General features: G+C 72.6%; 24 protein-coding genes. 13 read left to right on the top strand and 11 right to left on the bottom strand.

Going from position 1 to position 25,877, the window contains the following annotated elements:
• The first annotated feature begins 160 nt into the window (after positions 1-160).
• Both QT381_RS10315 and ilvA read left to right on the top strand, forming a co-directional pair.
• Positions 161-1,369, top strand: a complete 1,209-nt coding sequence (locus QT381_RS10315; RefSeq protein WP_289248852.1) for an AI-2E family transporter — start codon at positions 161-163, stop codon at positions 1,367-1,369.
• Complete coding sequence (ilvA, locus tag QT381_RS10310; protein WP_289248851.1) at positions 1,366-2,598, top strand: threonine ammonia-lyase; 1,233 nt, start codon at positions 1,366-1,368, stop codon at positions 2,596-2,598. Before QT381_RS10315 ends, ilvA begins: the two co-directional genes overlap by 4 nt.
• Before the next feature lie 841 nt (positions 2,599-3,439).
• Here the strand turns inward: ilvA and greA are convergent.
• Positions 3,440-3,925: a transcription elongation factor GreA gene (greA, locus tag QT381_RS10305; RefSeq protein WP_289248850.1), complete on the bottom strand. Its 486-nt coding sequence runs from the start codon at positions 3,923-3,925 to the stop codon at positions 3,440-3,442.
• Positions 3,926-4,044: 119 nt separating this feature from the next.
• The gene (locus QT381_RS10300; RefSeq protein WP_289248849.1) at positions 4,045-4,452 is read right to left on the bottom strand and encodes a DUF4307 domain-containing protein; all 408 of its coding nucleotides are present in this window, start codon (positions 4,450-4,452) and stop codon (positions 4,045-4,047) included.
• 110 nt (positions 4,453-4,562) lie between these two features.
• Here QT381_RS10300 and mca point away from each other — a divergent pair, with 110 nt between their 5' ends.
• Together mca and QT381_RS10290 are read left to right on the top strand one after the other, a co-directional pair.
• Complete coding sequence (gene mca / locus QT381_RS10295; RefSeq protein ID WP_289248848.1) at positions 4,563-5,465, top strand: mycothiol conjugate amidase Mca; 903 nt, start codon at positions 4,563-4,565, stop codon at positions 5,463-5,465.
• Complete coding sequence (locus QT381_RS10290; protein ID WP_289248847.1) at positions 5,462-5,737, top strand: hypothetical protein; 276 nt, start codon at positions 5,462-5,464, stop codon at positions 5,735-5,737. Before mca ends, QT381_RS10290 begins: the two co-directional genes overlap by 4 nt.
• Here the strand turns inward: QT381_RS10290 and trhA are convergent.
• Positions 5,728-6,492, bottom strand: coding sequence for a PAQR family membrane homeostasis protein TrhA (trhA, locus tag QT381_RS10285; RefSeq protein ID WP_289248846.1), 765 nt, complete (start codon positions 6,490-6,492; stop codon positions 5,728-5,730). The genes QT381_RS10290 and trhA overlap by 10 nt on opposite strands.
• Positions 6,493-6,561: 69 nt before the next feature.
• Here trhA and QT381_RS10280 point away from each other — a divergent pair, with 69 nt between their 5' ends.
• From QT381_RS10280 to phoH2, 3 genes are all read left to right on the top strand, one after another.
• Complete coding sequence (locus QT381_RS10280) at positions 6,562-7,338, top strand: isoprenyl transferase (RefSeq protein WP_289248845.1); 777 nt, start codon at positions 6,562-6,564, stop codon at positions 7,336-7,338.
• Entirely contained in the window at positions 7,335-8,459 is a 1,125-nt protein-coding gene (locus tag QT381_RS10275) for an aminotransferase class V-fold PLP-dependent enzyme (protein ID WP_289248844.1), read from the top strand. Before QT381_RS10280 ends, QT381_RS10275 begins: the two co-directional genes overlap by 4 nt.
• A 392-nt stretch (positions 8,460-8,851) precedes the next feature.
• Positions 8,852-10,177, top strand: coding sequence for an RNA 5'-3' helicase PhoH2 (gene phoH2 / locus QT381_RS10270; RefSeq protein ID WP_289248880.1), 1,326 nt, complete (start codon positions 8,852-8,854; stop codon positions 10,175-10,177).
• A gap of 189 nt (positions 10,178-10,366) precedes the next feature.
• Here phoH2 and QT381_RS10265 read toward each other — a convergent pair whose 3' ends face one another.
• The 6 genes from QT381_RS10265 to xseA all read right to left on the bottom strand — a co-directional run bounded on the left by QT381_RS10265 (position 10,367) and on the right by xseA (position 15,999).
• Complete coding sequence (locus QT381_RS10265) at positions 10,367-11,584, bottom strand: MFS transporter (protein WP_289248843.1); 1,218 nt, start codon at positions 11,582-11,584, stop codon at positions 10,367-10,369.
• 151 nt (positions 11,585-11,735) lie between these two features.
• Positions 11,736-13,136 (bottom strand): class II fumarate hydratase, encoded by a 1,401-nt coding sequence (locus QT381_RS10260; RefSeq protein WP_289248842.1) that lies wholly within the window; start codon positions 13,134-13,136, stop codon positions 11,736-11,738.
• A gap of 34 nt (positions 13,137-13,170) precedes the next feature.
• Positions 13,171-13,770 carry a carbonic anhydrase gene (locus tag QT381_RS10255; RefSeq protein WP_289248879.1) on the bottom strand — a complete coding sequence of 200 codons (600 nt, stop codon included), beginning with the start codon at positions 13,768-13,770 and terminating at the stop codon, positions 13,171-13,173.
• Positions 13,771-13,811: 41 nt separating this feature from the next.
• The gene (locus QT381_RS10250; protein ID WP_289248841.1) at positions 13,812-14,429 is read right to left on the bottom strand and encodes a DUF4245 family protein; all 618 of its coding nucleotides are present in this window, start codon (positions 14,427-14,429) and stop codon (positions 13,812-13,814) included.
• Complete coding sequence (locus QT381_RS10245) at positions 14,429-14,743, bottom strand: exodeoxyribonuclease VII small subunit (protein ID WP_289248840.1); 315 nt, start codon at positions 14,741-14,743, stop codon at positions 14,429-14,431. Before QT381_RS10245 ends, QT381_RS10250 begins: the two co-directional genes overlap by 1 nt.
• An 11-nt stretch (positions 14,744-14,754) precedes the next feature.
• Positions 14,755-15,999, bottom strand: a complete 1,245-nt coding sequence (xseA, locus tag QT381_RS10240) for an exodeoxyribonuclease VII large subunit (protein ID WP_289248839.1) — start codon at positions 15,997-15,999, stop codon at positions 14,755-14,757.
• 81 nt (positions 16,000-16,080) lie between these two features.
• On the opposite strand from xseA, the gene QT381_RS10235 reads away from it, so the two are divergent.
• The 4 genes from QT381_RS10235 to QT381_RS10220 are packed head-to-tail and all read left to right on the top strand — an operon-like array spanning position 16,081 to position 20,264.
• Positions 16,081-17,169, top strand: coding sequence for a 4-hydroxy-3-methylbut-2-enyl diphosphate reductase (locus QT381_RS10235; protein WP_502877503.1), 1,089 nt, complete (start codon positions 16,081-16,083; stop codon positions 17,167-17,169).
• Entirely contained in the window at positions 17,166-17,846 is a 681-nt protein-coding gene (locus QT381_RS10230; RefSeq protein ID WP_289248838.1) for a DUF6264 family protein, read from the top strand. Before QT381_RS10235 ends, QT381_RS10230 begins: the two co-directional genes overlap by 4 nt.
• Before the next feature lie 4 nt (positions 17,847-17,850).
• Entirely contained in the window at positions 17,851-19,098 is a 1,248-nt protein-coding gene (locus tag QT381_RS10225) for a sensor histidine kinase (protein ID WP_289248837.1), read from the top strand.
• Positions 19,095-20,264 carry a hypothetical protein gene (locus QT381_RS10220; protein ID WP_289248836.1) on the top strand — a complete coding sequence of 390 codons (1,170 nt, stop codon included), beginning with the start codon at positions 19,095-19,097 and terminating at the stop codon, positions 20,262-20,264. The genes QT381_RS10225 and QT381_RS10220 overlap by 4 nt, the downstream gene beginning before the upstream one ends.
• Before the next feature lie 170 nt (positions 20,265-20,434).
• Here the strand turns inward: QT381_RS10220 and fbaA are convergent, their stop codons facing one another.
• Positions 20,435-21,460 (bottom strand): class II fructose-bisphosphate aldolase, encoded by a 1,026-nt coding sequence (fbaA, locus tag QT381_RS10215; RefSeq protein ID WP_289248835.1) that lies wholly within the window; start codon positions 21,458-21,460, stop codon positions 20,435-20,437.
• A 153-nt stretch (positions 21,461-21,613) separates the two neighbouring features.
• On the opposite strand from fbaA, the gene glpX reads away from it, so the two are divergent.
• Complete coding sequence (gene glpX, locus QT381_RS10210; RefSeq protein ID WP_289248834.1) at positions 21,614-22,597, top strand: class II fructose-bisphosphatase; 984 nt, start codon at positions 21,614-21,616, stop codon at positions 22,595-22,597.
• 108 nt (positions 22,598-22,705) lie between these two features.
• On the opposite strand, the gene QT381_RS10205 is transcribed toward glpX, so the two are convergent.
• Entirely contained in the window at positions 22,706-24,154 is a 1,449-nt protein-coding gene (locus QT381_RS10205; RefSeq protein ID WP_289248833.1) for a DNA recombination protein RmuC, read from the bottom strand.
• Positions 24,155-24,389: 235 nt separating this feature from the next.
• Here QT381_RS10205 and QT381_RS10200 point away from each other — a divergent pair, with 235 nt between their 5' ends.
• Entirely contained in the window at positions 24,390-25,877 is a 1,488-nt protein-coding gene (locus QT381_RS10200) for a CoA-acylating methylmalonate-semialdehyde dehydrogenase (RefSeq protein ID WP_289248832.1), read from the top strand.

Raw genomic sequence — 25,877 nt, 5'->3', positions numbered from 1 at the left:
CGGCGGCGAGATCCGAGCTCACCCGACCGTGTTACTCGAGATCGCCCGGACGTCCGGGCGATCTCGAGTAACACACTCGGGTGAAGCGCGGCCGGGAACCGCGGCCGGGAACCGCGGAATCGGGGCCGGTGCGGCATCCGCTCTCCCTAGACTGGCGCGCATGATCTTCCGTCGGCGCAAGTCCATCACCCCAGGCGTGCCGAGGGAGGTGCCGACCGGCGATCCGCGGCGCGCGGAGGTCGAGCGCGCCATCCCGGTGCCGGTCGAGATCGCCGGCCAGTGGGCGTGGCGGCTGCTCGCGGTCGCGGGCGTGCTCGCGGTGCTCGGGTTCGTGGTCGCGACGCTCAGCGACCTGGTCGTGCCGGTGCTCGTGGCCGTGCTCGTGTCGGCACTGCTCGTGCCGTTCGTGCAGATGCTCGTGCGGCGCCGCTGGCCGCGCGGACTCGCGGTCGCGCTCGCCATGGTGCTCGCCCTCAGCGTCGTGGCCGGTCTCATCGTGCTCGTGGTGTTCCAGGTGCGCAGCGGCCTGCCCGACCTGCAGGCGCGCAGCATGGCGGCGTACGACGACTTCGAGGCCTGGCTCGCCGGCCCGCCGTTCGAGATCGGGGACACCGAGCTCGCGGGCTACATCGACCAGGCCATTCAGGCGATCGGCGCCGACACCTCGACGCTCGTCAACGGCGCGCTCTCGGTGGGCACGACCGCCGGCCACGTGCTCACCGGATTCCTGCTCGTGCTGTTCACGACGCTGTTCATCCTCATCGACGGCCGGGGCATCTGGCGCTGGATCGTGCGCGTCTTCCCCCGCCGCGCGCGTCGCGGCGTCGACGGCGCCGGACGCAGCGGATGGCTCACCCTCACCACGTTCGTGAAGGTGCAGATCTTCGTGGCGTTCGTCGACGCGGTCGGCATCGGCCTCGGCGCGTGGATCATCGGCTTCTTCATCGGCGGCTTCCCGCTCGTCATCCCGATCGCCGTGCTGGTCTTCCTGGCGAGCTTCGTCCCCGTCGTCGGCGCGGTGCTGAGCGGTGTCGTCGCCGTCTTCATCGCCCTCGTCTACGGCGGGCCGCTGCCCGCGGTGTTCATGCTCGGCGTCGTGCTGCTCGTGCAGCAGGTCGAGGGGCACGTGCTGCAGCCGATCGTGATGGGCACGGCGGTGCGGGTGCATCCGCTCGCCGTGGTGCTGTCGGTGGCCGGAGCATCCTTCATCGCCGGCATCCCCGGGGCGCTGTTCGCGGTCCCGTTCGTGGCGACCCTCAACGTCATGGTGAAATACATCGCGAGCGGCGAATGGCGCCGCACCCGCAATCCCGACCTCGACGACCTCGCGCAGCACACGGGCGTCGTGGACACACCCGAGGGACCATGACACCACAGACGACTCTCGCAGGCCCCACCCTCGCCGACTTCGAGGCCGCGCGCGCGACCGTCGCGGCCGTCGCGCGCTCGACGCCGCTCGAGAGCTCGCACTTCCTCAGCGACGCGCTCGGTGCGCCGGTGTTCATGAAGTGCGAGAACCTGCAGCGCACCGGCTCCTACAAGATCCGCGGCGCCTACAACCGGATGTCGAAGCTGACGGATGACGAGAAGGCTCGCGGCGTCGTCGCGGCGTCCGCGGGCAACCACGCCCAGGGCGTGGCGCTCGCCGCGCGCGAGCTCGGCATCCGGGCGACGATCTTCATGCCGGTCGGCGTCGCGCTGCCGAAGCTGCAGGCGACCCGGGGCTACGGCGCCGCCGTGCAGCTCGCCGGGGACATCTTCGACGAGACCCTCGCCGCGAGCCTCGCGTTCGCGGCGGAGACCGGGGCCGTCGTCATCCCGCCGTTCGACCACGAGGACGTCGTCGCGGGTCAGGGCACGCTCGGTCTGGAGATCCTCGAGCAGGTGCCCGACGTCGCGACGATCGTGGTGCCGATCGGCGGCGGCGGCCTCATCTCCGGGGTCGCGAGCGCCGTCAAGCAGAAGGCCGACCACCCGGTGCGCATCGTCGGCGTGCAGTCCGAGAACGCCGCGGCGTACCCGATCTCGCTTGCCGCGGGCGAGCCCACCACGATCCGGATCTCGCCGACGATCGCCGACGGCATCTCGGTGGCGCGACCCGGCGCGCTCAATTTCGCCATCATCCGTGACGCCGTCGACGAGATCGTCACGGTGCGCGACGACGACACCGCGGCGGCGCTCGTTCAGCTGCTCGAGCGCGGCAAGCTCGTCGTGGAGCCGGCGGGCGCGGTCGGCGTCGCCGCCATCCTGCAAGGCAAGGTGTCCGCGACCGGGCCGACTGTCGTCATCCTCTCGGGCGGCAACATCGACCCGCTCATGATGGAGCGGATCGTCGCCTTCGGGCTCTCCGCCTCCGAGCGCTACCTCAAGGTGATCATCCCGCTGCCGGACCGGCCGGGGCAGCTCGCCGAGACGAGCCGCATCGTGGCCGATCAGAACGCGAACGTCGTCGAGGTCATCCACACCCGGCACGGCACCGGGATGCAGATCTCGGCCGTCGAGCTCGAGCTGCACATCGAGACGCGCGGCAGCGAGCACGCCGAGAAGGTGCTCGCAGCGCTGCGCGCCGAGGGCTACGAGCCGCGCCTCAAGGCGTGACCCGCCCCGCCGGGCGAGGAGCGCGCGTGCGCACCGGCCCCTCCGCTGGCTGAGGAGCGCCCGGGCGCAGCGAACGGCCCCGCACCGTGCGGCGTCGCTCGGTCGGGGTGCCGACGGGGTCGAGCGCCGACACGGTCGAGTGCCGGCGGGGTCGAGTGTCGGCGGGGTCGAGCGCGGACACGGTCGAGCACGGGCACGGTCGAGCGCGGGCGGGGTCGAGCGCCGACATCACGGAAATGCAGGACCGCGGCGCGGCGCGCGTGAACCCAGCCCCGGAATCACGCGAGCGTCTCTCCGGCGACGCTCGGATGCTCCTGCATTTCTGTGATCGAGGGAGGGGGTTCCGCGATGGGGCGCCGCTGGGCGGCGCGCCCGGAGGAGCGGTGCCGGCGTCACACCCCGCTGGTTGAGGAGCGCCCGAGCGCAGCGAGGACGCGTCTCGAAACCATTCGTTCGCCCGGTGGAGCTGTGGTGGTCTCGAGACGCCGGCTCGCTTCGCTCGCGGGCTCCTCGACCAGCGGGGCGGGGCTCGCGGGCTTCGCTCGCGGGCTCCTCGACCGGCGGGGCGGGGTGCCGCGGGCTCCTCGACCGGCCGGGTGCCGCAGCTGCCCCTCCGCTGGTTGAGGAGCGCCCGAGCGCAGCGAGGACGCGTCTCGAAACCATTCGTTCGCCCGGTGGAGCTGTGGTGGTCTCGAGACGCCGGCTCGCTTCGCTCGCGGGCTCCTCGACCAGCGGCGCGGGGTGCCGCGCGGGCTCCTCGACCAGTGGCGCGGGGTGCCGCGCGGGCTCCTCGACCAGCGGGGCCGGCGGCCGGCGGCCGCCGACGGCGAGGGCCGGCCGGTCAGGCGGAGTAGGTCTCGACCTTCACGACGGTCACCTCGATGTCGCGGCCGTTGGGCGCCGCGTACGACGTCGTGTCGCCCTCGCGCCTGCCGAGGATGGCGGCGCCGAGCGGGCTCGACTCGCTGAACACGTCGAGGTCGGCGTCGCCGGCGATCTCACGGCTGCCGAGCAGGAACTTCTTCTCGTTGCCGAGGATCGACACCGTGACGACCGTGCCGAGCTCGACGACGCCGGAGCTCTCCGGCGCGTCGCCCACCTTGGCCGTGCGCAGCAGCTCCGTGAGCACGCGGATGCGGGCCTCGATCTTGCCCTGTTCCTCCTTGGCGGCGTGGTAGCCGCCGTTCTCCTTCAGGTCGCCCTCCTCGCGAGCGGCCTCGATGCGCTTCGCGATCTCGGTGCGACCCTCGCTCGCGAGCTGTTCCAGCTCCGCCTTGCGTCGGTCGTAGGCCTCCTGCGTGAGCCACGTGGTGGTCGTGTCGCTCATGGCTGATGCCTCCTTGTGCTTGTGGATGGCGGCGTTCGCGGACACCGCGCCCGAAAGAAAAGACCGGCCGTTCGGCCGGTCCGCGGAAGTAAGTCACCCAGTCTACCAGGGTGCCTCCGTCATGACGTCGGCCAGCAGCGGTTCACGACCCCCGTCACGGCGCGCTGCGTGGTGCGCACCGTGGTCGTGAACGCCCGGGTGTGCTGCTGTGACGCCGGCACGTCGACGACGAGCCAGCCGACCGTGCCGCCGGTGGCGTCGAGCCCCTGCACCGCGCACTTCGCGGCCGTGCCGGGATCGACGGTGACCTGGTAGCGCACGGTGACCACGGCATCCGATCCGACGCTGTAGCCGACCGGGTCGACCCCGATGTCGGCGGAGGGGGAGAGGATGCCGGCCCACCACACCCACGCGCCGAACACGAGCACGATCGCCGCGGCCGCGAGCGAGCCGACGAGCCGCGTGCGGCGCGCCGACGAGCGTGTGCGCCCGTAGCGAGCGTCGAGATCGGTCACGGGCGTGCTCACGGGAGTCCTCGGAACGGGGCGGATAGGCTGGCGTCCAGGCTATCGAGCCGACCCCGGAGTCTCCTGACCCGGCCCCGGACATCCGCGAACCGCCCCCGATCGGAGCACCCGTGACGCTGCGCCTCCTCGCGGTGCACGCGCACCCGGACGACGAGTCGAGCAAGGGCGCCGCGACGTACGCGCACTACGCGCGGCGCGGCGTGCGCGTGCTCGTCGTGTCGTGCACGGGCGGCGAGGCGGGCGACATCCTCAATCCCGGGCTCGCGCCCGCGGCCCGGGTGCGCGCCGAGCGCGACATGGCCGGGCACCGTCGCACCGAGATGGCCGAGGCGCAGCGCATTCTCGGCATCGAGCACCGCTGGCTCGGCTACCGCGACTCCGGGCTGCCCGGCGAGGGCGAGGGCGTGCGCGCCGACAGCTTCGCCGGCATCCCCGTCGAGATCAGCGGCCGCGCGCTCGTGCGGGTCGTACGCGAGTTCCGCCCGCACGTGCTCGTCAGCTACGACGAGAACGGCGGCTACCCGCATCCGGACCACATCCGAGCGCACGAGATCGCGGTCTGGGCGAACGCGGTGGCGGCGGATGCCGCGGCCCTGCTCGGATCCGGCGCGCCCTGGGCGACCCCCAAGCACTACTACGACCGCATCTTCTCGCTCGACCGCACCCGGGCCGTGAGCGACGGGCTGCACGCGGCCGACCCGGCCGACGGGCGGATCGCGCAGCTCGACGAGATGCTCGCCTGGCGCGAGCTGCGGGATGCGGCGGGCGGGCGCCCCGCGACGACGCGCGTTCCCTGCGCTGCCGAGTTCGACATCCGAGATGCCGCCCTGCGCGCCCACGCGAGCCAGGTGGCGCCGGACGACCCGTGGTTCTTCTGGCCGAACGACGTGCAGCGCCGCGTCTGGCCGACCGAGGACTTCGAGCTCGTGTCGTCGACCGTGCCGACGAGCGTGCCCGAGACCGACCTGTTCGCCGGCATCGTCGACGACCGACTCCCCGAGGACGCCCCATGAGCCTGACCGCCGCCGTCGTGAACCCCGTCGCCGCCGCGACCCCGAGCCCGTCGCCGACGCTGCCCGGCCTCAGCGTGGACCAGAACGCCGTGACGCCCGGCTGGGTCGGCTTCGCGGTCACGTTCGTCATCGCGGTCGTCGTCGTGCTGCTCATCGTGGACATGACGCGCCGGGTGCGCCGGGTGCGCTACCGCGCGGAGATCCGCGAGCAGCTCGAGGCCGAGGCGCGCGGCGAGGACTCGGGCGAGGGCCGGGGCGACCGTCAGGGGTAGAGCGGGTGCAGGGCGATGAGCAGGATGCCCGTCCAGTGGCACAGGAACGCGAGCAGCGTGAACGAGTGGAACACCTCGTGGAAGCCGAAGACCCCGGGCACCGGATTCGGCCGCTTGAAGCCGTACGCGGCCGCGCCGATCGAGTAGCAGACCCCGCCGACCAGGATGAGGGTCATCATCGCCGCGTTCGCCTCGAAGAAGTCGACGATGAAGGCGAACGCGGCGTAGCCGAGCAGCAGGTAGAGCGGCACGTACAGCCAGCGCGGCGCACGGATCCACAGAATACGGAAACCGACGCCGAGCGCCGCCCCGCCCCACACCAGCCAGAGGAGCACGGTCGCCTTCGCCGGCGGCAGCGCGAGCACCGTGATCGGGGTGTAGCTGCCCGCGATCAGCAGGAAGATGTTGGAGTGGTCGATGCGGCGGAACACCGCCTTGACCCGCGGGCTCCAGTTGACGCGGTGGTAGAGCGCGCTCGTGCCGAACAGCAGCAGCGAGCTCGCGAAGAACACGGCGGTCGAGGCCTTCGCCGCCCCGCCGTCGGCGAGGCAGACGAGCACGATGCCGAGCGCGATCGCCACCGGGAACGTGCCCGCGTGGATCCACCCGCGCCAGGTCGGCTTCTTCTCGATCGCCGCGTACTCGACGGCGTCGTCGAGCAGCGGCAGTCTGGGCAGGTCGCCGTCCGGATCGGGCTGCGACGCGACCTCCGCGAGAGACGGGGTGGCGGGCGGCTCGTCGGTCTCCGGCGTCATGGCCCGAGCATAGGGGCGCCGGATAACGGCGGGATGGGAGAGCCGGCGCCACCCCGCTAACGTGGACCCGTGAGTGGCACCGGGGAGTCCGCGGGACGCGGCTTCCTGTACGACCTCTACACCTCGCGCCTCAAGCGCTCGCTCGCCGCGGCGCCCCGCCCGAGGCACGTCGCGATGATCATCGACGGCAACCGGCGCTGGGCGAGGATGCGCGGCTACTCGAGCGCGGCGCACGGGCACACCGCGGGTGCGCTCAAGATGCACGAGTTCCTCGCCTGGTGCGACGACCTCGGCATCGAGGTCGCGACCCTCTACCTGCTCTCCACCGACAACCTCACCGGCCGCTCCGCCGACGAGCTCGAGCAGCTGTTCGCGATCATCGCGGACCTCGCCGACGATCTCTCGCACACGCGCGACTGGCGCGTGCAGCACGTCGGCTCCGACGAGGGACTGCCGGCTCCGCTCGTCGCGGCGATCCGCGCGGCCGAGGCGCGCACGCGCGACCACACCGGCCTGCACGTCAACCTCGCCGTCGGCTACGGCGGGCGGCGCGAGATCGTCGACGCCATCCGTTCGATCGTCCGGTCGCACCACGGCACGCTCGACGACCTCGCCGACGTGCTCACCCCCGAGCTCATCGGCGAGCACCTCTACACGGGCGGCCAGCCCGACCCCGATCTCGTGATCCGCACGTCGGGGGAGCAGCGGCTGAGCGACTTCATGCTGTGGCAGAGTGCGCACAGCGAGTTCTACTTCGTCGAGGCGCTCGGCCCCGACCTGCGACAGGTCGACTTCCTGCGCGCGCTGCGGGACTTCGCGCGTCGCGAGAGGAGGTACGGCGGATGACGGATGCCGCGTTCGAGCGCTACCTGGACAGCTTCGACGAGGAGCCCGGCTACCTCGACTTCGCGTTCGTGGGTCCGATGGGGGCCGCCGCGCGCGGGGAGCAGCTCGCCCTGACCGAGACGCTCGCGCGGGCACGCTTCGGCACGGTGCCCGCGCTGCTCGAGCAGGACGAGCGCGCGCGGGCGGCCGTCGCGGCCGTCACCGGGTTCCGCGCCGACCAGGTCGTGTTCCAGCCGAACACGAGCCAGGGCCTCATGCAGGCCCTGTTCGGCATCACGGGAACGGTCGCGCTCGCGCCGAGCGAGTTCCCGAGCCTGCCGTTCGCGGCGGTGCGCGCGCACGAGGCGCTCGGCGCGCTCGAGGCGCGCTGGCTCGAGACGGATGCCGGACGCGTCACCCCCGGCGGCATCCGTGCGCAGCTCGACGACTCCGTGGTCGCGGTCGCGGTGAGCCTCGTCGACTTCCGCACCGGGTACCTCGTCGACCTCGAGGGCATCCGCCAGGTGATCGGCGACCGGCTGCTCGTCGTCGACGCCATCCAGGGGTTCGGCGTCGTCGACGCGCCCTGGGGGCTCGCCGACGTCATCGCGACGGGCGGCCAGAAGTGGCTGCGCGCCGGCTGGAGCACGGGCTTCCTCGCGCTGAGCGACCGAGCCGTCGACCGGCTCACCCCGGTGCTGTCGGGTTTTCCGGCGAGCGAGGTCGAGGGGATGCCGCTCGACGCGGTGCCGCCGCCCGCGCGCGGCGCCCGGGCGTTCGAGATCGCCCCCGCCGACCCGATCGCGCAGGCGCGGCTCGCGGCCGCGCTCGAGCAGCTCGCCGAGGTCGGCGTCGGCCCCGTGCGCGAGCGCATCGTCGAGACCACGGAGCGCATCATCCAGCTCGCGGACGAGTTCGCGGTGCCGGTCCTCTCGTCGCGAGCGCCGCACGAGCGGGCCGGGATCGTCGTGCTCGGCCCGGAGCCCGCCGAGCTCACGGCGCTCGCCGCGGCGCTGCACAACCACGGCGTCGCGACGACCGTGCGCGCGGGCACGGTGCGGGTGAGCGCGCACGCCTCGACGACCGACGAGACCCTCGACCTGCTGCGCGCCGCGCTCACGAGCTACGCCACCGCGATCTGACCCGCGCGGCCCCGCCCCGCCGCACCTCCCTCCCGAAAACGAAGGAGGATCGCGCGATCCGGGGCCGGTTCGCGGCGTGCCGGCGGCAGGCACATCCGTTCTCCTTCGTTTTCGGGGCGAGCTCTTCGGCCGGGCGCTCCGGGGCGGGCGCCACCGGGGCGGACGCGCGGGCCGCCGGATGTTTACTCAGCCGAAACACGCCGACCGCGAGTCGTGAAACCTGTCCGTCATTCGACGTGCCTATGGTGTGGAGCATCAGGCAGGGCGCCTGATCGAGATGGCCACCCATCCGTTCGTCTCGAAACCGCTGGTCGGCCGTCTTCGCGAAAAACTCGAGCGTGCGAGCGCTCGGGGACGGAGCGAGTGTGGCCCAGCAATCCCGACCGACGACGATGCAGACGGGGGCCGCTGGCTCCCGCGCGACCACGGCGACGCGCACGTACGTGCTCGACACCTCCGTGCTGCTCTCGGATCCGAAGGCGATCTTCCGCTTCGCGGAGCACCCCGTCGTGCTGCCCGTCATCGTCATCACCGAGCTCGAATCGAAACGCAACGACCCCGAGATCGGCTATTTCGCCCGCCAGGCGCTCCGCAACCTCGATGAGCTGCGCGTGCAGCACGAACGCCTCGACTTCCCGATCGCCACGGAGGGCGGCGGCAGCGTGCGGGTCGAGCTCAACCACTCGAACCAGTCGGTGCTGCCGTCCGGTCTCCAGCTCGGCGACAACGACTCCCGCATCCTCGCCGTCGCGCTCAACCTGCAGGGCGACGGGCTCGACGTCACCGTCGTCTCGAAGGACCTGCCGATGCGCGTCAAGGCCGCCTCGATCGGCCTCGCCGCCGAGGAGTACCGCGCCGAGCTCGCGCCCGAGGAGGGCTTCACCGGGCAGGCGGATGTGGACCTCTCGGCCGAGCAGATGGCCGAGCTGTACGACACCGAGGCCCTCACCTCGCGCGCCGTGCAGGACCTGCCGGTCAACACCGGCCTCGTCGTGCACTCGGAGCGGGGCAGCGCCCTCGCGCGCGTGACCGGACGGGGCAGCATCCGTCTCGTGCGCGGCGACCGCGACCTGTTCGGCCTGCACGGCCGCAGCGCCGAGCAGCGCCTCGCGATCGACATGCTGCTCGACCCGGAGATCGGCATCGTCTCGCTCGGCGGCCGCGCGGGCACCGGCAAGAGCGCCCTCGCGCTGTGCGCGGGCCTCGAGGCCGTGCTCGAGAAGCAGCAGCACCGCAAGATCATGGTGTTCCGGCCGCTCTACGCGGTCGGCGGGCAGGAGCTCGGCTACCTGCCCGGCGACGCGGCCGAGAAGATGAACCCGTGGGCGCAGGCCGTGTTCGACACGCTCGGCAGCGTCGTGTCGCAGAACGTGATCGACGAGGTCATCGACCGGGGCATCCTCGAGGTGCTGCCGCTCACGCACATCCGCGGACGCTCGCTCCACGACGCGTTCGTGATCGTCGACGAGGCGCAGTCGCTCGAGCGCAACGTGCTGCTCACGGTGCTCTCGCGCATGGGCCAGAACTCGCGGGTCGTGCTCACCCACGACGTCGCGCAGCGCGACAATCTGCGCGTCGGCCGCCACGACGGCGTCGCGAGCGTGATCGAGAGCCTCAAGGGGCACCCGCTGTTCGGGCACATCACGCTCTCGCGCTCCGAGCGCTCTGCGATCGCGGCGCTCGTCACCCAGATGCTGGAGTCGAACGAGCTCGCCTGATCCTTCGTTCGGCCCGAGTCGCGCGGCCCGGGCTACCCGCCCGGGTCGCGCGGCCCGGCCGGGTCGTGCGGGCGCGGTCGGGGTCGCGCGGCGAGGGGTGAGCGGATGCCGTCCGCGCACGGATTCAGCGAGACGGCGCGAGCGGGCACCGTCGTGCGCTTCGTGCGCTTCGGGCGCCGGCCGGCGGGATCAGGATGCGTCGGCGAGCGTGCGCGCGCCGCGCGATCGCACGGCCGCGTTCACGAGGAGCGTGACCGCCACGAGCGCCGCGGATGCGAGCGGCAGGCCGGTCGCGCCGAACGGGTCGCCGGCGTCGATCGCGCTGCCCGCGAGCCACGAGCCGATCGTGACCCCGAGCGACAGCGCGACGGTCGGCCAGGTGAGCGCGAGGGTCACGCCGGCCCGGTCCGTGGTCGACTCGATGATCGTGCTCGCGGCGATGAGCACGGGCGTCGTGGCGAGGCCGCCGAGCAGGCTCGCGACGGCGAAGCCGGACGCCGTCGGCAGCACCGCGAACCACGGCACGAGCGCGGCGAACACGAGCCCCGCGACGGCGAGCCGGGCGAGCGCGGTGCCGCGGTCGCCGATCGCGCCGACGACGAGCCCGGCGGTGACGCTGCCGACCGCGAACACGGCGAGCAGTGCGCCCGCCACCCAGGTCGCGCCGAGGTCGTCGGCGATGCCGACGGCCGTGAGATCGACCGAGCCGAACATCAGGCCGATGCCGACGTGGGCGGGCAGCAGCGCGAGCACGGACAGCGGCAGCCAGCTCGCGGCGCGCCCCGCCGCGGAGACCGTCGGGCTCGGACGCGGGATGCTGGAGCGCTCGGCGAGCAGCCCGAGGCATCCGCCCACGCTCGCGAGCACGCCGATCGCGAGTCCGAGCTCGGGCGCGATCGCCCCCGCGACGATCGTGACGACAGGCGGTCCGATGACGAACGAGAACTCGTCGAGCACGGACTCGAGCGACAGGGCGGTGTGCCGGTGGCTCGCCGAGGTGAGGCGGTGCATCCAGCGGGCGCGCACGAACGATCCGGCATCGGCCGAGCTCGCGCCGAGCGCGAGAGCCGCGAGCAGCAGCACCGGCACGGGCGCCCCGAGGTCGACGGCCGCGATGAGCGCGGCACCGGCGAGGATCATCGACACGATCGTCCACGGCAGCACGCGCTGCTGGCCGCGCCGATCGGCGGCGCGGGACCACAGCGGTCCGCCGATCGCCGCGCCGATCACGACCGCTCCGGCCGCGACGCCCGCGATCGCGAAGTCGCCCGCGCGTGCCGCGACGAGCAGCACCGCGCCGATCTGGGCGCTCGAGCGCACCAGGCGGGCGAACCAGCCGGCGAGCGAGACGCGCCAGGCGCCGTCGACGAGCACGGACGCGTAGCGTCCGACGAGACCGTGCGACACGGTGGACTTTCCCAACTGGCCGCCACCGAAGGAGGGACCGCCCTCCGGCCGCTCGGTGCCAGCGGCACGAGTTTACGCGTTGTCGTGCCGACGGGCCCCGAGACGGCGCTGGCGCGCCTCCTCGGCCAGCGGGGAGCGGACCGGCGCCGGCTCAGCCCGGGTGGGTCATCGTGGTGACGTCGAGGGCCGTGTCGAGCTGCTCGAGCGTCACCTCGCCGCGCTCCACGAAGCCGAGGTCGATGACCGACTCGCGCACCGTGATGCCCTTCGCGACGGAGTTCTTCGCGATCTTCGCGGCGGCCTCGTAGCCGATGATCCGGTTCAGCGGCGTGACGATCGACGGCGACGACTCGGCGAGGGCGCGGGCGCGCTCCAGGTTCGCCTCGAGGCCGTCGACGGTCTTGTCGGCGAGCAGCACGACCGAGTTCGCGAGCAGACGGATCGACTCGAGCAGCGCCGTGCCCATCACCGGGATCGCGACGTTGAGCTCGAAGCTGCCGGTCGCGCCCGCGAACGCGATCGTCGCGTCGTTGCCGATGACGCGCGCGGCGACCATGATCGTCGCCTCGGGGATCACCGGGTTGACCTTGCCGGGCATGATCGACGAGCCGGGCTGCAGGTCGGGGATGTGCAGCTCGCCGAGCCCGGTGTTCGGCCCCGAGCCCATCCAGCGCAGGTCGTTGCAGATCTTCACGAGCGACACCGCGATGGTGCGCAGCGCACCGGATGCCTCCACGAGCCCGTCGCGCGCGCCCTGCGCCTCGAAGTGGTCGAGCGCCTCCGTGAGCGGCAGCCCGGTCTCGGTCGTGAGCCGTTCGATCACGGCGGCCGCGAACCCGACCGGCATGTTGATGCCCGTGCCGGTCGCGGTGCCGCCGAGCGGCACCTCGGCGACGCGCGGGATGGTCGCCTCGACGCGCTGGATGCCGAGCTCGATCTGGCGCGCGTAGCCGCCGAACTCCTGGCCGAGGGTCACGGGAGTGGCATCCATCAGGTGGGTGCGGCCGCTCTTCACGGCGTCCCGCCACAGCCCGGCCTTCGCGGCGAGCGCCGCGCGCAGGTGCGCGAGCGCGGGCACGAGGTCTCCGACGAGAGCCGCCGTGACGGCGACGTGCACGGAGGTCGGGAACACGTCGTTCGACGACTGCGACGCGTTCACGTGGTCGTTGGGGTGCACGTCCCGGCCGAGGGAACGCGTCGCGAGCGTCGCGAGCACCTCGTTCATGTTCATGTTCGAGCTCGTGCCCGAGCCGGTCTGGTAGGTGTCGATCGGGAACTGGTCGTGGTGGGCGCCGCCGATGATCTCGTCGGCCGCATCCGCGATCGCCCGCGCGATCGAGGCGTCGAGCTTGCCGAGGTCCGCGTTGACGAGCGCCGCCGCCTTCTTGATCCGCGCGAGCGCCACGATCTGCGCCGCTTCGAGACCGGAGCCCGAGATGGGGAAGTTCTCCACCGCGCGCTGCGTCTGCGCGCCGTAGAGCGCGGATGCGGGCACCCGCACCTCGCCCATCGTGTCGTGCTCGATGCGGTAGTCGAGGAGCGAGTCGGTCACAGCGGTGGGCCCTTCTTGCGGTCGGGAACGGGGGTCAGACCAGGCCGACGTGCACGTCGGGCACGGCGCGGCCCTCGGCGAGGCGGTAGTTCGCCCCGACGACCGCCAGCGTACCCGCGGCGACCCGCTCGGAGATGATCTCGGAGCCGGACAGGATGCCCGCGATCGAGTCGCGCAGGTGCTCGCGGCCGACGTCGAACGCGTCCGCCTCCTCGGGGCGGTCCGCGGTGCCGGCGGCGAGCGCGACGCGCATCACCGCGGGCTGGATGCGCTCGGTGAGGTGCGCGATGTGCGGCGGCAGGGGCTCGCTGTCCGCGCCCGCCGAGGCGATCGCCGCGGCGACGGCGCCGCAGGAGTCGTGGCCGAGCACGACGATGAGCGCCACGCCGAGCACCGTGACGGCGTACTCGAGCGATCCGATGACCGACTCGTCGACGACCTGGCCGGCGTTGCGCACGACGAACAGGTCGCCCAGCCCGCGGTCGAAGATGATCTCCGCGGCGAGGCGCGAGTCGGCGCAGCCGAACAGCGCCGCGCTCGGCGTCTGACCGCCCGCGAGCGCCTCGCGGTAGTCGGCGTCCTGGTGCGGATGCTCGGGGCTGCCCGCGATGAAGCGCGCGTTGCCGTCGAGCATCTGCTGCCACACCTCGGCGGGCGAGAGCGTCGGGGTGGGCGTCACGGCAGGTCCTCTCCGACGGCCTCGACGAACGTGGTGAACTCGTCGAGGTCGGCGGTGCCGTAGACGAGGAACTGGGTGCTGCCGGCCGTGGTCTCCCAGACCCGCGCGTAGTTGCCGGCGGTGGCGGCATCCGGGGCGGTCCAGGCCTGCCAGGCGACACCGCCGACGGTCTGCGTCTGCGGGCCGGTGGAGTGGTCGGGCAGCGTGTGCTTCACGAGGTCGTCGTCGACCGCGTCGTGCTGCTCGACGGCGACGAAGCCCGAGCGCGGGGTCACGAAGCCGAGGTACCAGTAGCGCTCGTCGGTCGAGCCGCGGAACTCGGCGGCGTTCGCGGTCCAGCCGGCCGGCAGCTCGGGGTCGACGACGGGCTCGCCCGCCTGGGCCGCGATGGCGTGCCAGTCGACGCTCAGGTCGAGACCCGGGTCGGGGCGGACGACGACCGCGACGAGCGCGACGACGATCGCCACGGTCGCGACGAGCGCCGCCGCGAGATTGCGGGTGGTCTTGCTCGCGCGGTAGCGGGCCGAGTTGGCCGCCTTGCGCTCGGCGGTCTCGTCGGGGGTCTCGGGGCGGCCGAGCTCGGCGACGATGCGCGGTTCGCGCGCGCGTGCCATCAGAACGCCTCGTCGTCGGACGGATCGGCGGCGGGTGCGGCGGCCGCTCCCCGCGCGGCGCTGTGCCGCTCGGCGGCCGCTCCCCGCGCGGCGCTGTGCTGGTCTGCGGCCGCTCCCCGCGCGGCCTCGAGACGCTGGCGGGCGCCGAGCAGCCACTCCTCGCAGCGGCGGGCGAGGGACTCGCCGCGCTCCCAGAGGGCGAGGGACTGCTCGAGCGTCGGCGCGCCCTGCTCGAGCTCCTGCACGACGCGCACGAGCTCGTCGCGCGCCTGCTCGTACGAGAGCTCCGCGAGGGGCGTTGGGTCGGAAGCCACGGTCTCGAATCCTATCGTCGGGTGCGGGCGGCGTCAGGGTCGACGTCGGCGTCGGCGTCGACCGTCGAACGGATGCTGCCGTCGGCGAGCGTGAGCAGCAGGCGGGAGCCGGGGGCGGCATCCGTCGCGCTGCGCAGCACGCCGCCGTCGGGCAGCTGCGCGATCGCGTAGCCGCGGTCGAGCGTGCGCTGCGGCGAGAGCGAGCGCACCTGGCCGGCGAGCTCGACGACGCGCACGTGGGCGCGCTCGATCGAGCGCTCGATGAGGTCGCCGGCGCGGGCGGTGAGACGGGCGAGCTCCTCGGCGCGCCCGTCGACGAGGCGCTCGGGGTGCGCGAGCACCGGACGCGAGCGCAGCTGCTCGATGCGGTCCGCCTCGTGCGCGAGCCGCGTCGTCACGCGCGTGCCGATCCGGGCGCGGGCCTGCTGGATGCGGGCGAGCTCCTCCGCGACGTCGGGCACGACGCGCTTGGCGGCGTCCGTCGGCGTCGAGGCGCGCAGGTCGGCCACGTCGTCGAGCAGCGGACGGTCGGCCTCGTGGCCGATCGCGCTCACGAGCGGCGTGGCGAGGGCGGCCGCGGCGCGCACGAGCCGCTCGTCGCTGAACACGAGCAGGTGCTGGAAGTCGCCGCCGCCGCGGGCCACGATGATGACGTCGACCTCCGGGTCGGCGTCGAGCCGGCGCAGCGCCGCGAGCACCTCGGGCACGGCGCGGTCGCCCTGCACCGCCGCGTAGGCGGTGCGGAACTCGACGCCCGGCCAGCGCCGCTGCGCGTTGCGGAGCACGTCTTTCTCGGCGTCCGAGTCGCGGCCGGTCACGAGTCCGATGACCCCCGGCAGGAACGGCAGCCGCTTCTTGCGCGAGGCGTCGAAGAGCCCCTCCGCGGCGAGCGTGCGGCGCAGCCTCTCCAGGCGCTCGAGCAGGTCGCCGAGGCCGACGTGGCGCATGTCGAGCACCTGCATCGTGAGGGTGCCGCCCTTGACCCACCAGTCGGGCTTGACGAGGGCGACGACGTGGTCGCCGCGTGCGAGGTCGGCGGGCACGCGCGCGCGCACGCTCGACCACATCGTGAACGAGACCGTGGCATCCGCCTCGAGGTCCTTGAGCTTGCCGTAGACGACGCCGCCGCGCTCGTTCCACTGGGTGAGCTCGCCCTCGACCCACACGGTGCCGAGCCGTTCGATCCAGCCCTTGATCTTGCCCGAGAGCAGCGCGACGCCCCAGGGCGCGTCCACGGTCGCGGGGGCATCCGTCATGCGACCCTCCGTCCGTTCCGTGCGCCTCGTGCGCCTCGTGCACTCCACGCCTCGTCCAGGCGCCGCCCGTAGAATCGGGCCGTGTCCACCATCACCAACGGGAACGTCGCCGTGCTCGGCGTGCCGCGAGTCCCGTCGGCCCGCAACAGGCTAGTGGACACCCCCGTCGCCGCCCCCAAGCGGGTGCTGCTCGCAGCGCCGCGCGGATACTGTGCAGGAGTGGACCGGGCCGTCGTCGCCGTCGAGAAGGCGCTCGACCGGTTCGGCAGTCCGGTGTACGTGCGCAAGCAGATCGTGCACAACGTGCACGTCGTCGCGACGCTCGAGAAGCGCGGGGCGATCTTCGTCGACGACGTCGCCGAGGTGCCGCCGGGCAGCCACGTCGTGTTCAGCGCCCACGGTGTCAGCCCCGCCGTCGTGCGCGAGGCCGCCGAGCGCGACCTCGAGGCGATCGACGCCACCTGCCCGCTCGTCACCAAGGTGCACCGCGAGGCGACGCGCTTCGCGAAGCAGGACCGCCACATCCTGCTCATCGGACACGCCGGGCACGAGGAGGTCGAGGGCACGATGGGGCACGCACCCGAGCGCACGACCCTCGTGAACGGACCCGACGACGTCGACGGCCTCGTCGTCGACGACCCCGACAACCTGGTCTGGCTCTCGCAGACGACACTGTCCGTCGACGAGACGATGGAGACCGTGCAGCGCCTGCGCGCGCGGTTCCCGAACCTGCAGGACCCGCCGTCCGACGACATCTGCTACGCCACCCAGAACCGCCAGGTCGCGATCAAGAAGGTCGCGCCGCAGGCCGACCTCGTGATCGTCGTCGGCAGCGGCAATAGCTCGAACACGATGCGGCTCGTCGACGTCGCGCTCGAGCACGGCGCCACCGCCGCGCACCGCGTCGACTACGCGCACGAGATCGACCAGGCCTGGCTCGACGGCGTCGCCACGGTCGGCGTCACGAGCGGTGCGTCGGTGCCCGAGGTGCTCGTGCAGGAGGTGCTCGAGCAGCTCGCGGATGCCGGCTACCGCGACGTCGAGACGGTCGTCACGGCCGAGGAGGATCTGATGTTCTCGCTGCCCAAGGAACTGCGGACGGATGCCGAGGGCAACCCCGACGAGCGCGGCCTCGGCGGCCGCCGCCGACTCGATTGGCAGACCGCGTGAGCGACGCCGGATCGGGCCGGGAGCGCGCGGACGGCCGGCGCGCGGACGGCCCCGGCGCGGATGCCGCGGGCCGGGAGCGCCCGGAGTACGGCGAGTACGCGACCCCCGAGGAACAGGCGGCCGCATCGGGCATGACGCTCGAGGAGTTCCTCGAGCGCGGGCGCCCGCGTCCGCGTGCCGCCGGCGCCGTCGAGGACGCGCCGCGCGAGGCGACCGGGGTCGGGGCGCGACCCGTGGCATCCGCGCCGCCGCCGTACGCGACGGCCGACGCGCCGCGACGGTCGCGCCGGTGGGACGTGCTGCTCACGGTCGTGCTCATCGGCATGGGCACGTTCTCCACGATCAACGGCATCGCGACCTACCCCGACCTGCCGACGACGCTCGCCTCCGCCTACGAGCTGTACGGCTACACCGGCCCCGTCGAGCCGGTCGGCCTCGCGCGGGCGGTCGGCATCGCGCTCGCGATCATCGAGCCCGTCGTGCTGCTCATCGCGATCGCGATCTCGGTGCGCCGCCTGCGCCACGGGAAGGTCAGCTTCTTCGTGCCGCTCATCGCGGGCGTGGTCGTCGGCATCGTCGCCGCCGCGCTGTTCGCCACCGTGGTGTTCTCCGATCCCGGCTTCCTCGGCTACCTGACCAGCGTGTCGACCCCGACATCGCCGCCGAGCACGAACTGATCCGATGGCCAACGGGGGAGGGCCGGGGGGCGAGAGGCGCACGCGGATCGCCGTGCTGCCGCGCGAGATCGCCTCCGAGGTGGTCACCGCATCCGTCGCCCGCAGCGGCTGGGCCGTGTCGATCCTGGTGTCGATCCTCGACATCCCGGTGCTCGTCGACGTGCTCGTGGCGCGCGGGCACGGCGACCGGATCCTCCCGCCGCTGCTCTGCCTCATCGCGTTCACCGCGGTCGTCGTCGTGGCGGGCCTGCGTCGCACGCTCCTCACCCGGGTCGTGCACCTCGTGCTCGGCGTCGCGCTCGCGACGGCGTTCTTCGTGCTCGTCTACCGGATCGACCCCGGACTCGACGGCGACAATACGTTCCTGCTCAACCGACCCGCGTTCGCGCTCGTTCTGCTCGCGCCGGCGGTCGCGCGGCCGCTCGCCGGGCTGGCCTGGGCGACCATCGGCCTCGGGGTCTCGTTCGCGTCCACCGGGCTCGCCGCCGTCGTGCTCGGTCAGCCGCTGTGGCCCGGCTGGGGCCCGGTCACGGGCTGGGCCGTCTACGCGAGCGCGTACGTCATCCTCTCCGTCGTGCGGGCGAGCCAGGCGAGCCGCATCCCCGACCTCGAGCGGCTCGAGCACGAGACCCGGCGCGTCGCCCTCGAGCACGAGTTCGAGCAGCGCGCGGCCGCGATGGTGCACGACACCGTGCTCGGCGACCTCACGGCCGTGATGAGCGCGCCGGACGAGCTCGACGAGCGCACCCGGCAGCGCTTCCGAGCGGATGTCGACACGCTGCGCAGGCCCACCTGGTTGCGCGAGCCGGGCCACGCCCTCGACGTCGACGGCGACGACAGCGCCGTGCGCAACGGCACCGTGGCGCTCGTCAGCGAGATGCAGTGGCGCGGGCTCACCGTCGAGGTCACGGGCACGAACGACGAGGTCGTCCGGATGCCGCCGGCGGCGCGCGAGGCGATCCATGCGCTGCTGCGCGCCGCGTTCGACAACGTGCTCGCGCACGCGCAGGTGGCCTCCGCCGAGCTCGTGGTCGGCGGCGCGGCGAGCGAGCTGACCTACATGGTCATCGACCAGGGCGTCGGCTTCGACACGGCGACCACGACCGGTCTCCCGGCTGCCGCGGTCACGGCGATCGAGGCGAGCGGCGGCAGCGTGCGGGTCTGGTCGCGGGTCGGCGCCGGCACGTCGGTGCTCGTGTCCGTGCCCGTCGGCGCGCGAGTGCCGCACGAGGTCGACGGAGCGCCGTCGTGAACCGGCTGCTGCGCACCTCGCCGCAGAGCCTGGACCCGCTCAGCTGGTACTCGCGGCCGCTCTTCGCCGGGTCGTTCGGCGCGCTCATCCTGTTCTACGGCCTCGCCTCGGTGACGAGCACGTGGCGGGATGCCGCCGCCCCGCTGCTCGACATCGTGGCCGTCGCGCTCGTCGCGGCCGCATCCTTCCTCGTTCAGGTGCGCACCGGGCCGTTCCGGCGTCCGTTCGGCTCGCTCTCCGCGATCCCCGTGCTCGCGCTGGCCATCGCCGGGCTCGTCGTCTCGACGTGCGCGAACTACTCGGCGACGACCCTCGTGCAGTACTGGTGGGCGCCGGCCGGGGTCGCGATCGTGATCGCGACGCTCGCGCCGCACTCGTCGGTGCTGCAGGTGCTCGTCTACGGCGGCGTGCTGAGCGTGGCCTCGGGCGTCGCCGGCGGGATCGCGTTCTCGACCGACGTGACCGTGTGGCCGCCCGTGTCGGCCGCGGTCATCGCGATGGGCACGACGCTCATCGGCCTCGTCGCGTCGGCGGTGTTCATCGTGACGGTCGTCGCGCGCACCCGCGAGCTGTTCGTCGACGCGGGCACCGTGCCGGAACGCGTCGACGGCGCGCTCGCCGACGAGACCGCCCTCATCGTCGAACGCCACCTGCTCGCCCGGCTCGGGGCGCGCGTCGCGCCGTTCCTGGAGCAGATCGCCGACGCCGGCGTCGTGACGGATGACGACCGCGCCCTCGCCGGACAGCTCGCGCGCCGCCTGCGCTCCGACCTGAAGGAGAGCGTGAACCGCAGCTGGCTGGAGTCGGTGGCGGCGCACGGCCGGATGTTCGTCGTCGACCCGGACCACCGTGCCGACCGGATGAACTCCGCCCAGCGGGCGGCGCTGCGCGGGCTGCTGACCGCCGCGCTGCGCTCGCCCGGGGCGGATGCCGGCAGCCTCTTCATCGAGCTCCGCGGCCAGCCCGACGGCTCGACCGCGGTCGCGCTCAGCCTCGACCTCGACCTGCCCGAGGGGCGACGCTCGACGATGCTCGCGCCGTACTACCTCGCGCTGCAGACCACCGTCGACGACCTCGACTGGGACACCCGGCGCGGCCTCCTCACCTTCGCGGTGCGCCGGGACGAGGGCACGGGCTCGGGCTCGGGCCCACATCCGCGTCCCTGAGCGCCGCCCGCGTCACGAAGAGCGCCACGAAAGCGCGTCACGAAAACGAAGGAGATCGAGCCCCGAACTCGCTCGACCGTGAGGGTCGGCGGCCGTTCGTGGCCCGATCTCCTTCGTTTTCGGGCAGGGCGTTTCGGGCGCGGGCGCGCGGGTGCGCGGACGCGGGCGGCTCAGTTGCTGTGGCCGAACGAGCCGAGCTGCTTCGTGGCCTCCACGACGCGGGCCGCGAGCGCGGACTCGGCGATCTTGCCCCACGCGCGCGGGTCGTAGATCTTCTTGTTACCGACCTCGCCGTCGACCTTGAGGAAGCCGTCGTAGTTGCGCAACACCGTGTCGGCGACCGAGCGGCTGAACGCGTACTGCGTGTCGGTGTCGATGTTCATCTTCACGACGCCGTTGGCGACCGCGGTGGCGATCTCCGCATCCGTCGATCCCGAGCCGCCGTGGAAGACGAGGTCGAGCGGCTTCGGCCCGGTGCCGTACTGCGCGGCGATGCCGTCCTGGATCTCGCCGAGCAGCTCGGGGCGCAGCTTCACGCCACCGGGCTTGTACACGCCGTGCACGTTTCCGAACGTGAGCGCCGCGATGTAGCGGCCCTGCTCGCCGAGTCCGATCGCCTCGACGACCTCGGTCACGTCGCCGAGGGTCGTGTACAGCGCGTCGTTCGTGCCCTCGTGCTCGACGCCGTCCTCCTCGCCGCCGACGACGCCGATCTCGACCTCGAGGATCGCGCCGATCGCCCTGATGCGCGGCAGCAGCTGCTTCGCGATCTCGATGTTCTCCCCGAGCGGCACGGCCGAGCCGTCCCACATGTGCGACTGGAAGATCGGCCCACGACCGGATGCCACGGCCTCCTCGCTCGCGGCCACGAGCGGCAGCAGGAAGTCGTCGAGCGCGTTCTTGGGACAGTGGTCGGTGTGCAGCGCGACCGTGACGGGGTAGTTCTTCGCCACCTCGGTCGCGAAGGCGGCCATCGCGAGCGCACCCGAGGCGCGGGCCTTGACGCTCTGGCCCGCGAAGTAGTCCGCCCCGCCGGTCGTCACCTGGATGATGCCGTCGCTGCCGGCCTCCGTGAGGCCCTGCAGCACGCCGTTGATCGTCGACGACGACGACACGTTGATGGCCGGGTAGGCGAATCCGCCCGCCTTGGCCTTGTCGAGCATCTCGGCGTACTGGTCCGGGGTGGCGACGGGCATGGTGTCTCCTCCAAAAGGGGCGTCGGTGTCCGCCCCGAGTCTACCGACGCGCGGTGGCGGCATCCGCGGGTGGCTAGGCTGGGAGCGCGTTGATCCGACGACGGATCCCCCCACGGCGCCCCCGATCCCATCCGTTTGGAGAGTTCTGCGCTAGTGACCGACGAGACCGCCTCCCACTTCAACCACCCCGACCGGAACCTCGCGCTCGAGCTCGTGCGCGCGACGGAGGCGGCCGCGATCCGCGCCGTGCCGTTCATCGGCCGCGGCGACAAGCTCGGTGCCGACGGCGCGGCCGTCGACGCGATGCGCAAGTTCCTCGGCACGGTCGAGTTCGACGGCGTCGTCGTGATCGGCGAGGGCGAGAAGGACAAGGCGCCGATGCTGTTCAACGGCGAGCGCGTCGGCACGGGCAACGGACCGGCCGCCGACATCGCCGTGGACCCCATCGACGGCACCTCGCTCACCGCCGCCGGCCGGCAGAACGCGATCTCGATGCTCGCCGCCGCCGACCGCGGCTCGATGCTCGACGCGCACACCGTGTTCTACATGCAGAAGCTCGTCGTCGGCGCCGAGGGCAAGGGCGTCGTCGACATCCGCCAGTCGATCGGCGACAACATCCGCGAGTACGCGAAGGCGAAGAAGAAGGACGTCGGTGAGGTCATCGTCGCCGTGCTCGACCGGCCGCGGCACGAGGAGCTCATCGAGGACATCCGCGCGGCCGGCGCCGGCACCCGCCTGCTGCTCGACGGCGACGTCGCCGGCAGCATCAACGCCGCGATGTATGGCACGCGCATCGACATGTGCGTCGGCACCGGCGGCAGCCCCGAGGGCGTCGCGACCGCGTGCGCGATCAAGGCGCTCGGCGGACAGATCCAGGGCATCCTGGCCCCGAAGACGGATGCGGAGCGCGAGGCCGGCGCGGCGGCCGGGCTCCGGTTCGACTACGTCTACGAGGCCGACGAGCTCGTCGCCTCCGACAACACCTTCTTCGTCGCCACGGGCGTCACGGACGGCTCGCTCGTCGCGGGCGTCCGCCGGCTCGGCCCCGTGATCCGCACCGAGTCGATCGTGCTGCGCTCGGTCTCCGGCACGATCCGCCGCGTGAGCGCCGACCACCTGGCGTCGAAGTGGCTCTGACCGGCGTCGTCGCCCTTCCGGGTTCGTCGTCGCCCCCACGGGTGGTTGATCGCTGCCCCCAACGCGCGGCCCTAGTGGCCCGAACACGGGTTGACCCGGGGTCGCGAGCTACGCGGTGCGCTTCTCGGCCGCGTCGCCCAGGTCGGGTGTCGGCGCGGCCTCCGGCGTGACGATCGCGGTGTCGATCTCCGCAGGGGCGATGCCGGTCTCGTCGAGCGCCTCGAGCTCGGCGCGCACGAACTCGGCCTGCGTGAGGCGCTTGGGCGCGGACTCGATGGTCGCCGGGGTCGGGATGACCTTCGACTCGTCGAGAGCGTCGAGCTTGCGGGCGGTGACGAGCACGCGCTGCTCGAGGCTCGACGCGAACCTGTTGTAGTTGTTCACGGTCGACTCGATCGAGCGGCGGACGGCATCCGCGTGCTCCGCCATCGTCGCGATGCGGGAGTAGAGCTCGCGGGACAGGTCGAACAGGCGCTTGGCATCCTCGGTGAGCACGTCCTGCTGCCACGTGAACGCGATCGTCTTGAGCAGTGCCCACAGCGTGCCGGGCGTGGCGAGGATGATGCGCTTCGAGAACGCGTACTCCATGAGCGCGGGCTCGGCCTCGATCGCCGCCGCGAGCAGGGGCTCGTTCGGGATGAACGCGATCGTGAAGTCGGGGCTCGCGTCGAGCCCGGTCCAGTACGCCTTCGACGAGAGCGCGTCGACGTGGGAGCGCACCTGCTTGCCGTGCTTCGCGAGCAGGTCGACGCGGGCGCGCTCCTGGTCGCCGGTCGCGCCCGCGGGAATCGCTGCGGCCTCGATGTAGGCGTTGTACGGCACCTTCGAGTCGACCGGGATCTGCTTGCCGCCGGGCAGGTTGATGACCATGTCGGGGCGGCGCAGCCCGGACTCCGAGGCGATCGTCGCCTGCACGTCGAAGTCGACCCGGTTGATGAGCCCCGCGGACTCGACGAGCGTGCGCAGCTGCGTCTCGCCCCACACGCCGCGCGTCGCGTTGTTCTTGAGGGCCGAGGCGAGCGACTCGGCGGTCGAGCGCAGGCGCTCCTCGCTCTCGGCCGCGGCCTTGAGCTGCTGGCTCAGCTCGCCGTGCTGCTGCGAGCGCTGCGTCTCGAGCTCGGTGACCTTCGCCTGCATGGTGCGCAGCGTCTCCTGCACGGGCGTGAGCGCCTGCAGCACCCTGCTCTCCGCCCGCTCGGCCTCCTGGCGCTCCGCCGCCTCGCGGCGCGCACGCTCGACGTGCTCGCGATACTGATCCTGCGCGAGCACGAGCTGCTCGCGCAGTGCGGAGACGGATGCCTCTGCCGCCGCCAGCTGGGACCCCACCTCCGCGCGCGCCGACTGCTCCTCGGCGCGCACCTCCGCGACGAGCTGCGCGTGGCGCGCATCGAGCTGGGCGCGCTGCGCCTCGACGATCGCGGGATCGATCGCGGGGGCGGCTCCCGCGGCGGCTGCCGCGACGGCCGCGGTCGTGCGCGAACGACCGACGAGCAGGCCGATGACCGCGCCGAGCGCGACGCCGAGCACGAGACCGATGAGCAGCAGGACGGCTTCCATGCTGATCAGTCTGGCGGCGGCATCCGACATCGCCCGGGTCCCGCGCCGCTCGGTCGACCCCGCGCCCCGAAAACGAAGGAGGAACCGGCGGATGCGGCGCTGTATCGCCGCAATGGTCCGCGGATCGCGCGGATCTCCTTCGTTTTCGGGATGGCTCGCGGCACCATCGGATCGAATGCGCGCGCGCCCGCGCCAACAAAATGTTCGGGAAATGTCTCGTGCCTACACTCGCGGCATGACCATCCTCGACCACTGGGTCTCCGGCGCCGCGTTCACTGGTGAATCGACGCGCACGGCACCCGTCTACAACCCCGCGCAGGGCGTCGTCACCAAGGACGTGCGCCTCGCCAGCACGGATGACGTCGCCGTCGCCGTCGCCGCTGCGGCCGCCGCCTTCCCGGCCTGGTCCGGCACGAGCCTCGCCAAGCGCCAGCAGATCATGTTCGCGTTCCGGGAGCTGCTCAACGCCCGCAAGGGCGACCTCGCCGCGATCCTCACGAACGAGCACGGCAAGGTGACCTCCGACGCGCTCGGCGAGATCGCCCGCGGCCTCGAGGTCGTCGAGCTCGCCACGAGCATCCCGAACCTCATGAAGGGCGAGTACAGTGAGTCGGTCTCGACCGGCGTCGACGTGTACAGCATCCGTCAGCCGCTCGGGGTCGTCGGCATCATCTCGCCGTTCAACTTCCCGGCGATGGTGCCGCTGTGGTTCTTCCCGATCGCGATCGCCGCGGGCAACACCGTCGTGCTGAAGCCGAGCGAGAAGGACCCGAGCGCCGCCGTCTGGATGGCGCGGCTGCTGCAGGAGGCCGGCCTGCCCGACGGCGTGCTCAACGTCGTGCACGGCGACAAGGAGAGCGTCGACGCGATCCTCACGCACCCGGATGTCGCGTCCGTGAGCTTCGTCGGCTCGACGCCGATCGCGAAGTACATCTACGAGACCGCGGCGCAGCACGGCAAGCGCGTGCAGGCGCTCGGCGGCGCGAAGAACCACATGCTCGTGCTGCCCGACGCCGACCTCGACCTCGTCGCCGACTCCGCCGTCAACGCGGGCTTCGGCAGTGCGGGCGAGCGCTGCATGGCGATCTCGGTGGTCGTCGCGGTCGGCGACGTCGCCGACGCGCTCATCCCGAAGATCACCGAACGGATGGGCGGCCTCACCGTCGGGGACGGCACGCGCGGCTGCGACATGGGGCCGCTCATCACGCGGGAGCACCGCGACAAGGTCGCCGGCTACATCGAGCTCGCCGAGCGGGACGGCGCGCGCGTCGTCGTCGACGGACGCGGCGTGGCAGCGGATGGCGCGGCCGACGGCTTCTGGCTCGGGCCCACGCTCATCGACGCCGTGCCGACCAGCTCCGACGTCTACCGGCACGAGATCTTCGGCCCCGTGCTGTCCGTGGTGCGCGTCGCGAGCTACGAGGAGGGCGTCGCGCTCATCAACGCGAGCCCGTTCGGCAACGGCACGGCGATCTTCACGAACGACGGCGGCGCCGCCCGGCGCTTCCAGACCGAGGTAACGGTGGGAATGATCGGCATCAACGTGCCGATCCCGGTGCCGGTCGGCTACTACTCGTTCGGCGGCTGGAAGGCCTCGTTGTTCGGCGACACGAAGGCCTACGGCCCGCAGTCGGTGCACTTCTTCACCCGGGAGAAGGCGGTCACGAGCCGCTGGCTCGACCCCAGCCACGGCGGCATCAACCTGGGCTTCCCGCAGAATTAG

This window comes from Galbitalea sp. SE-J8 (assembly GCF_030345695.1).
Taxonomy (GTDB): domain Bacteria; phylum Actinomycetota; class Actinomycetes; order Actinomycetales; family Microbacteriaceae; genus JAUASV01.
The sequence above is the reverse complement of the archived record's forward strand: the minus strand, read 5'-3'. Positions and strand labels throughout refer to the sequence as shown.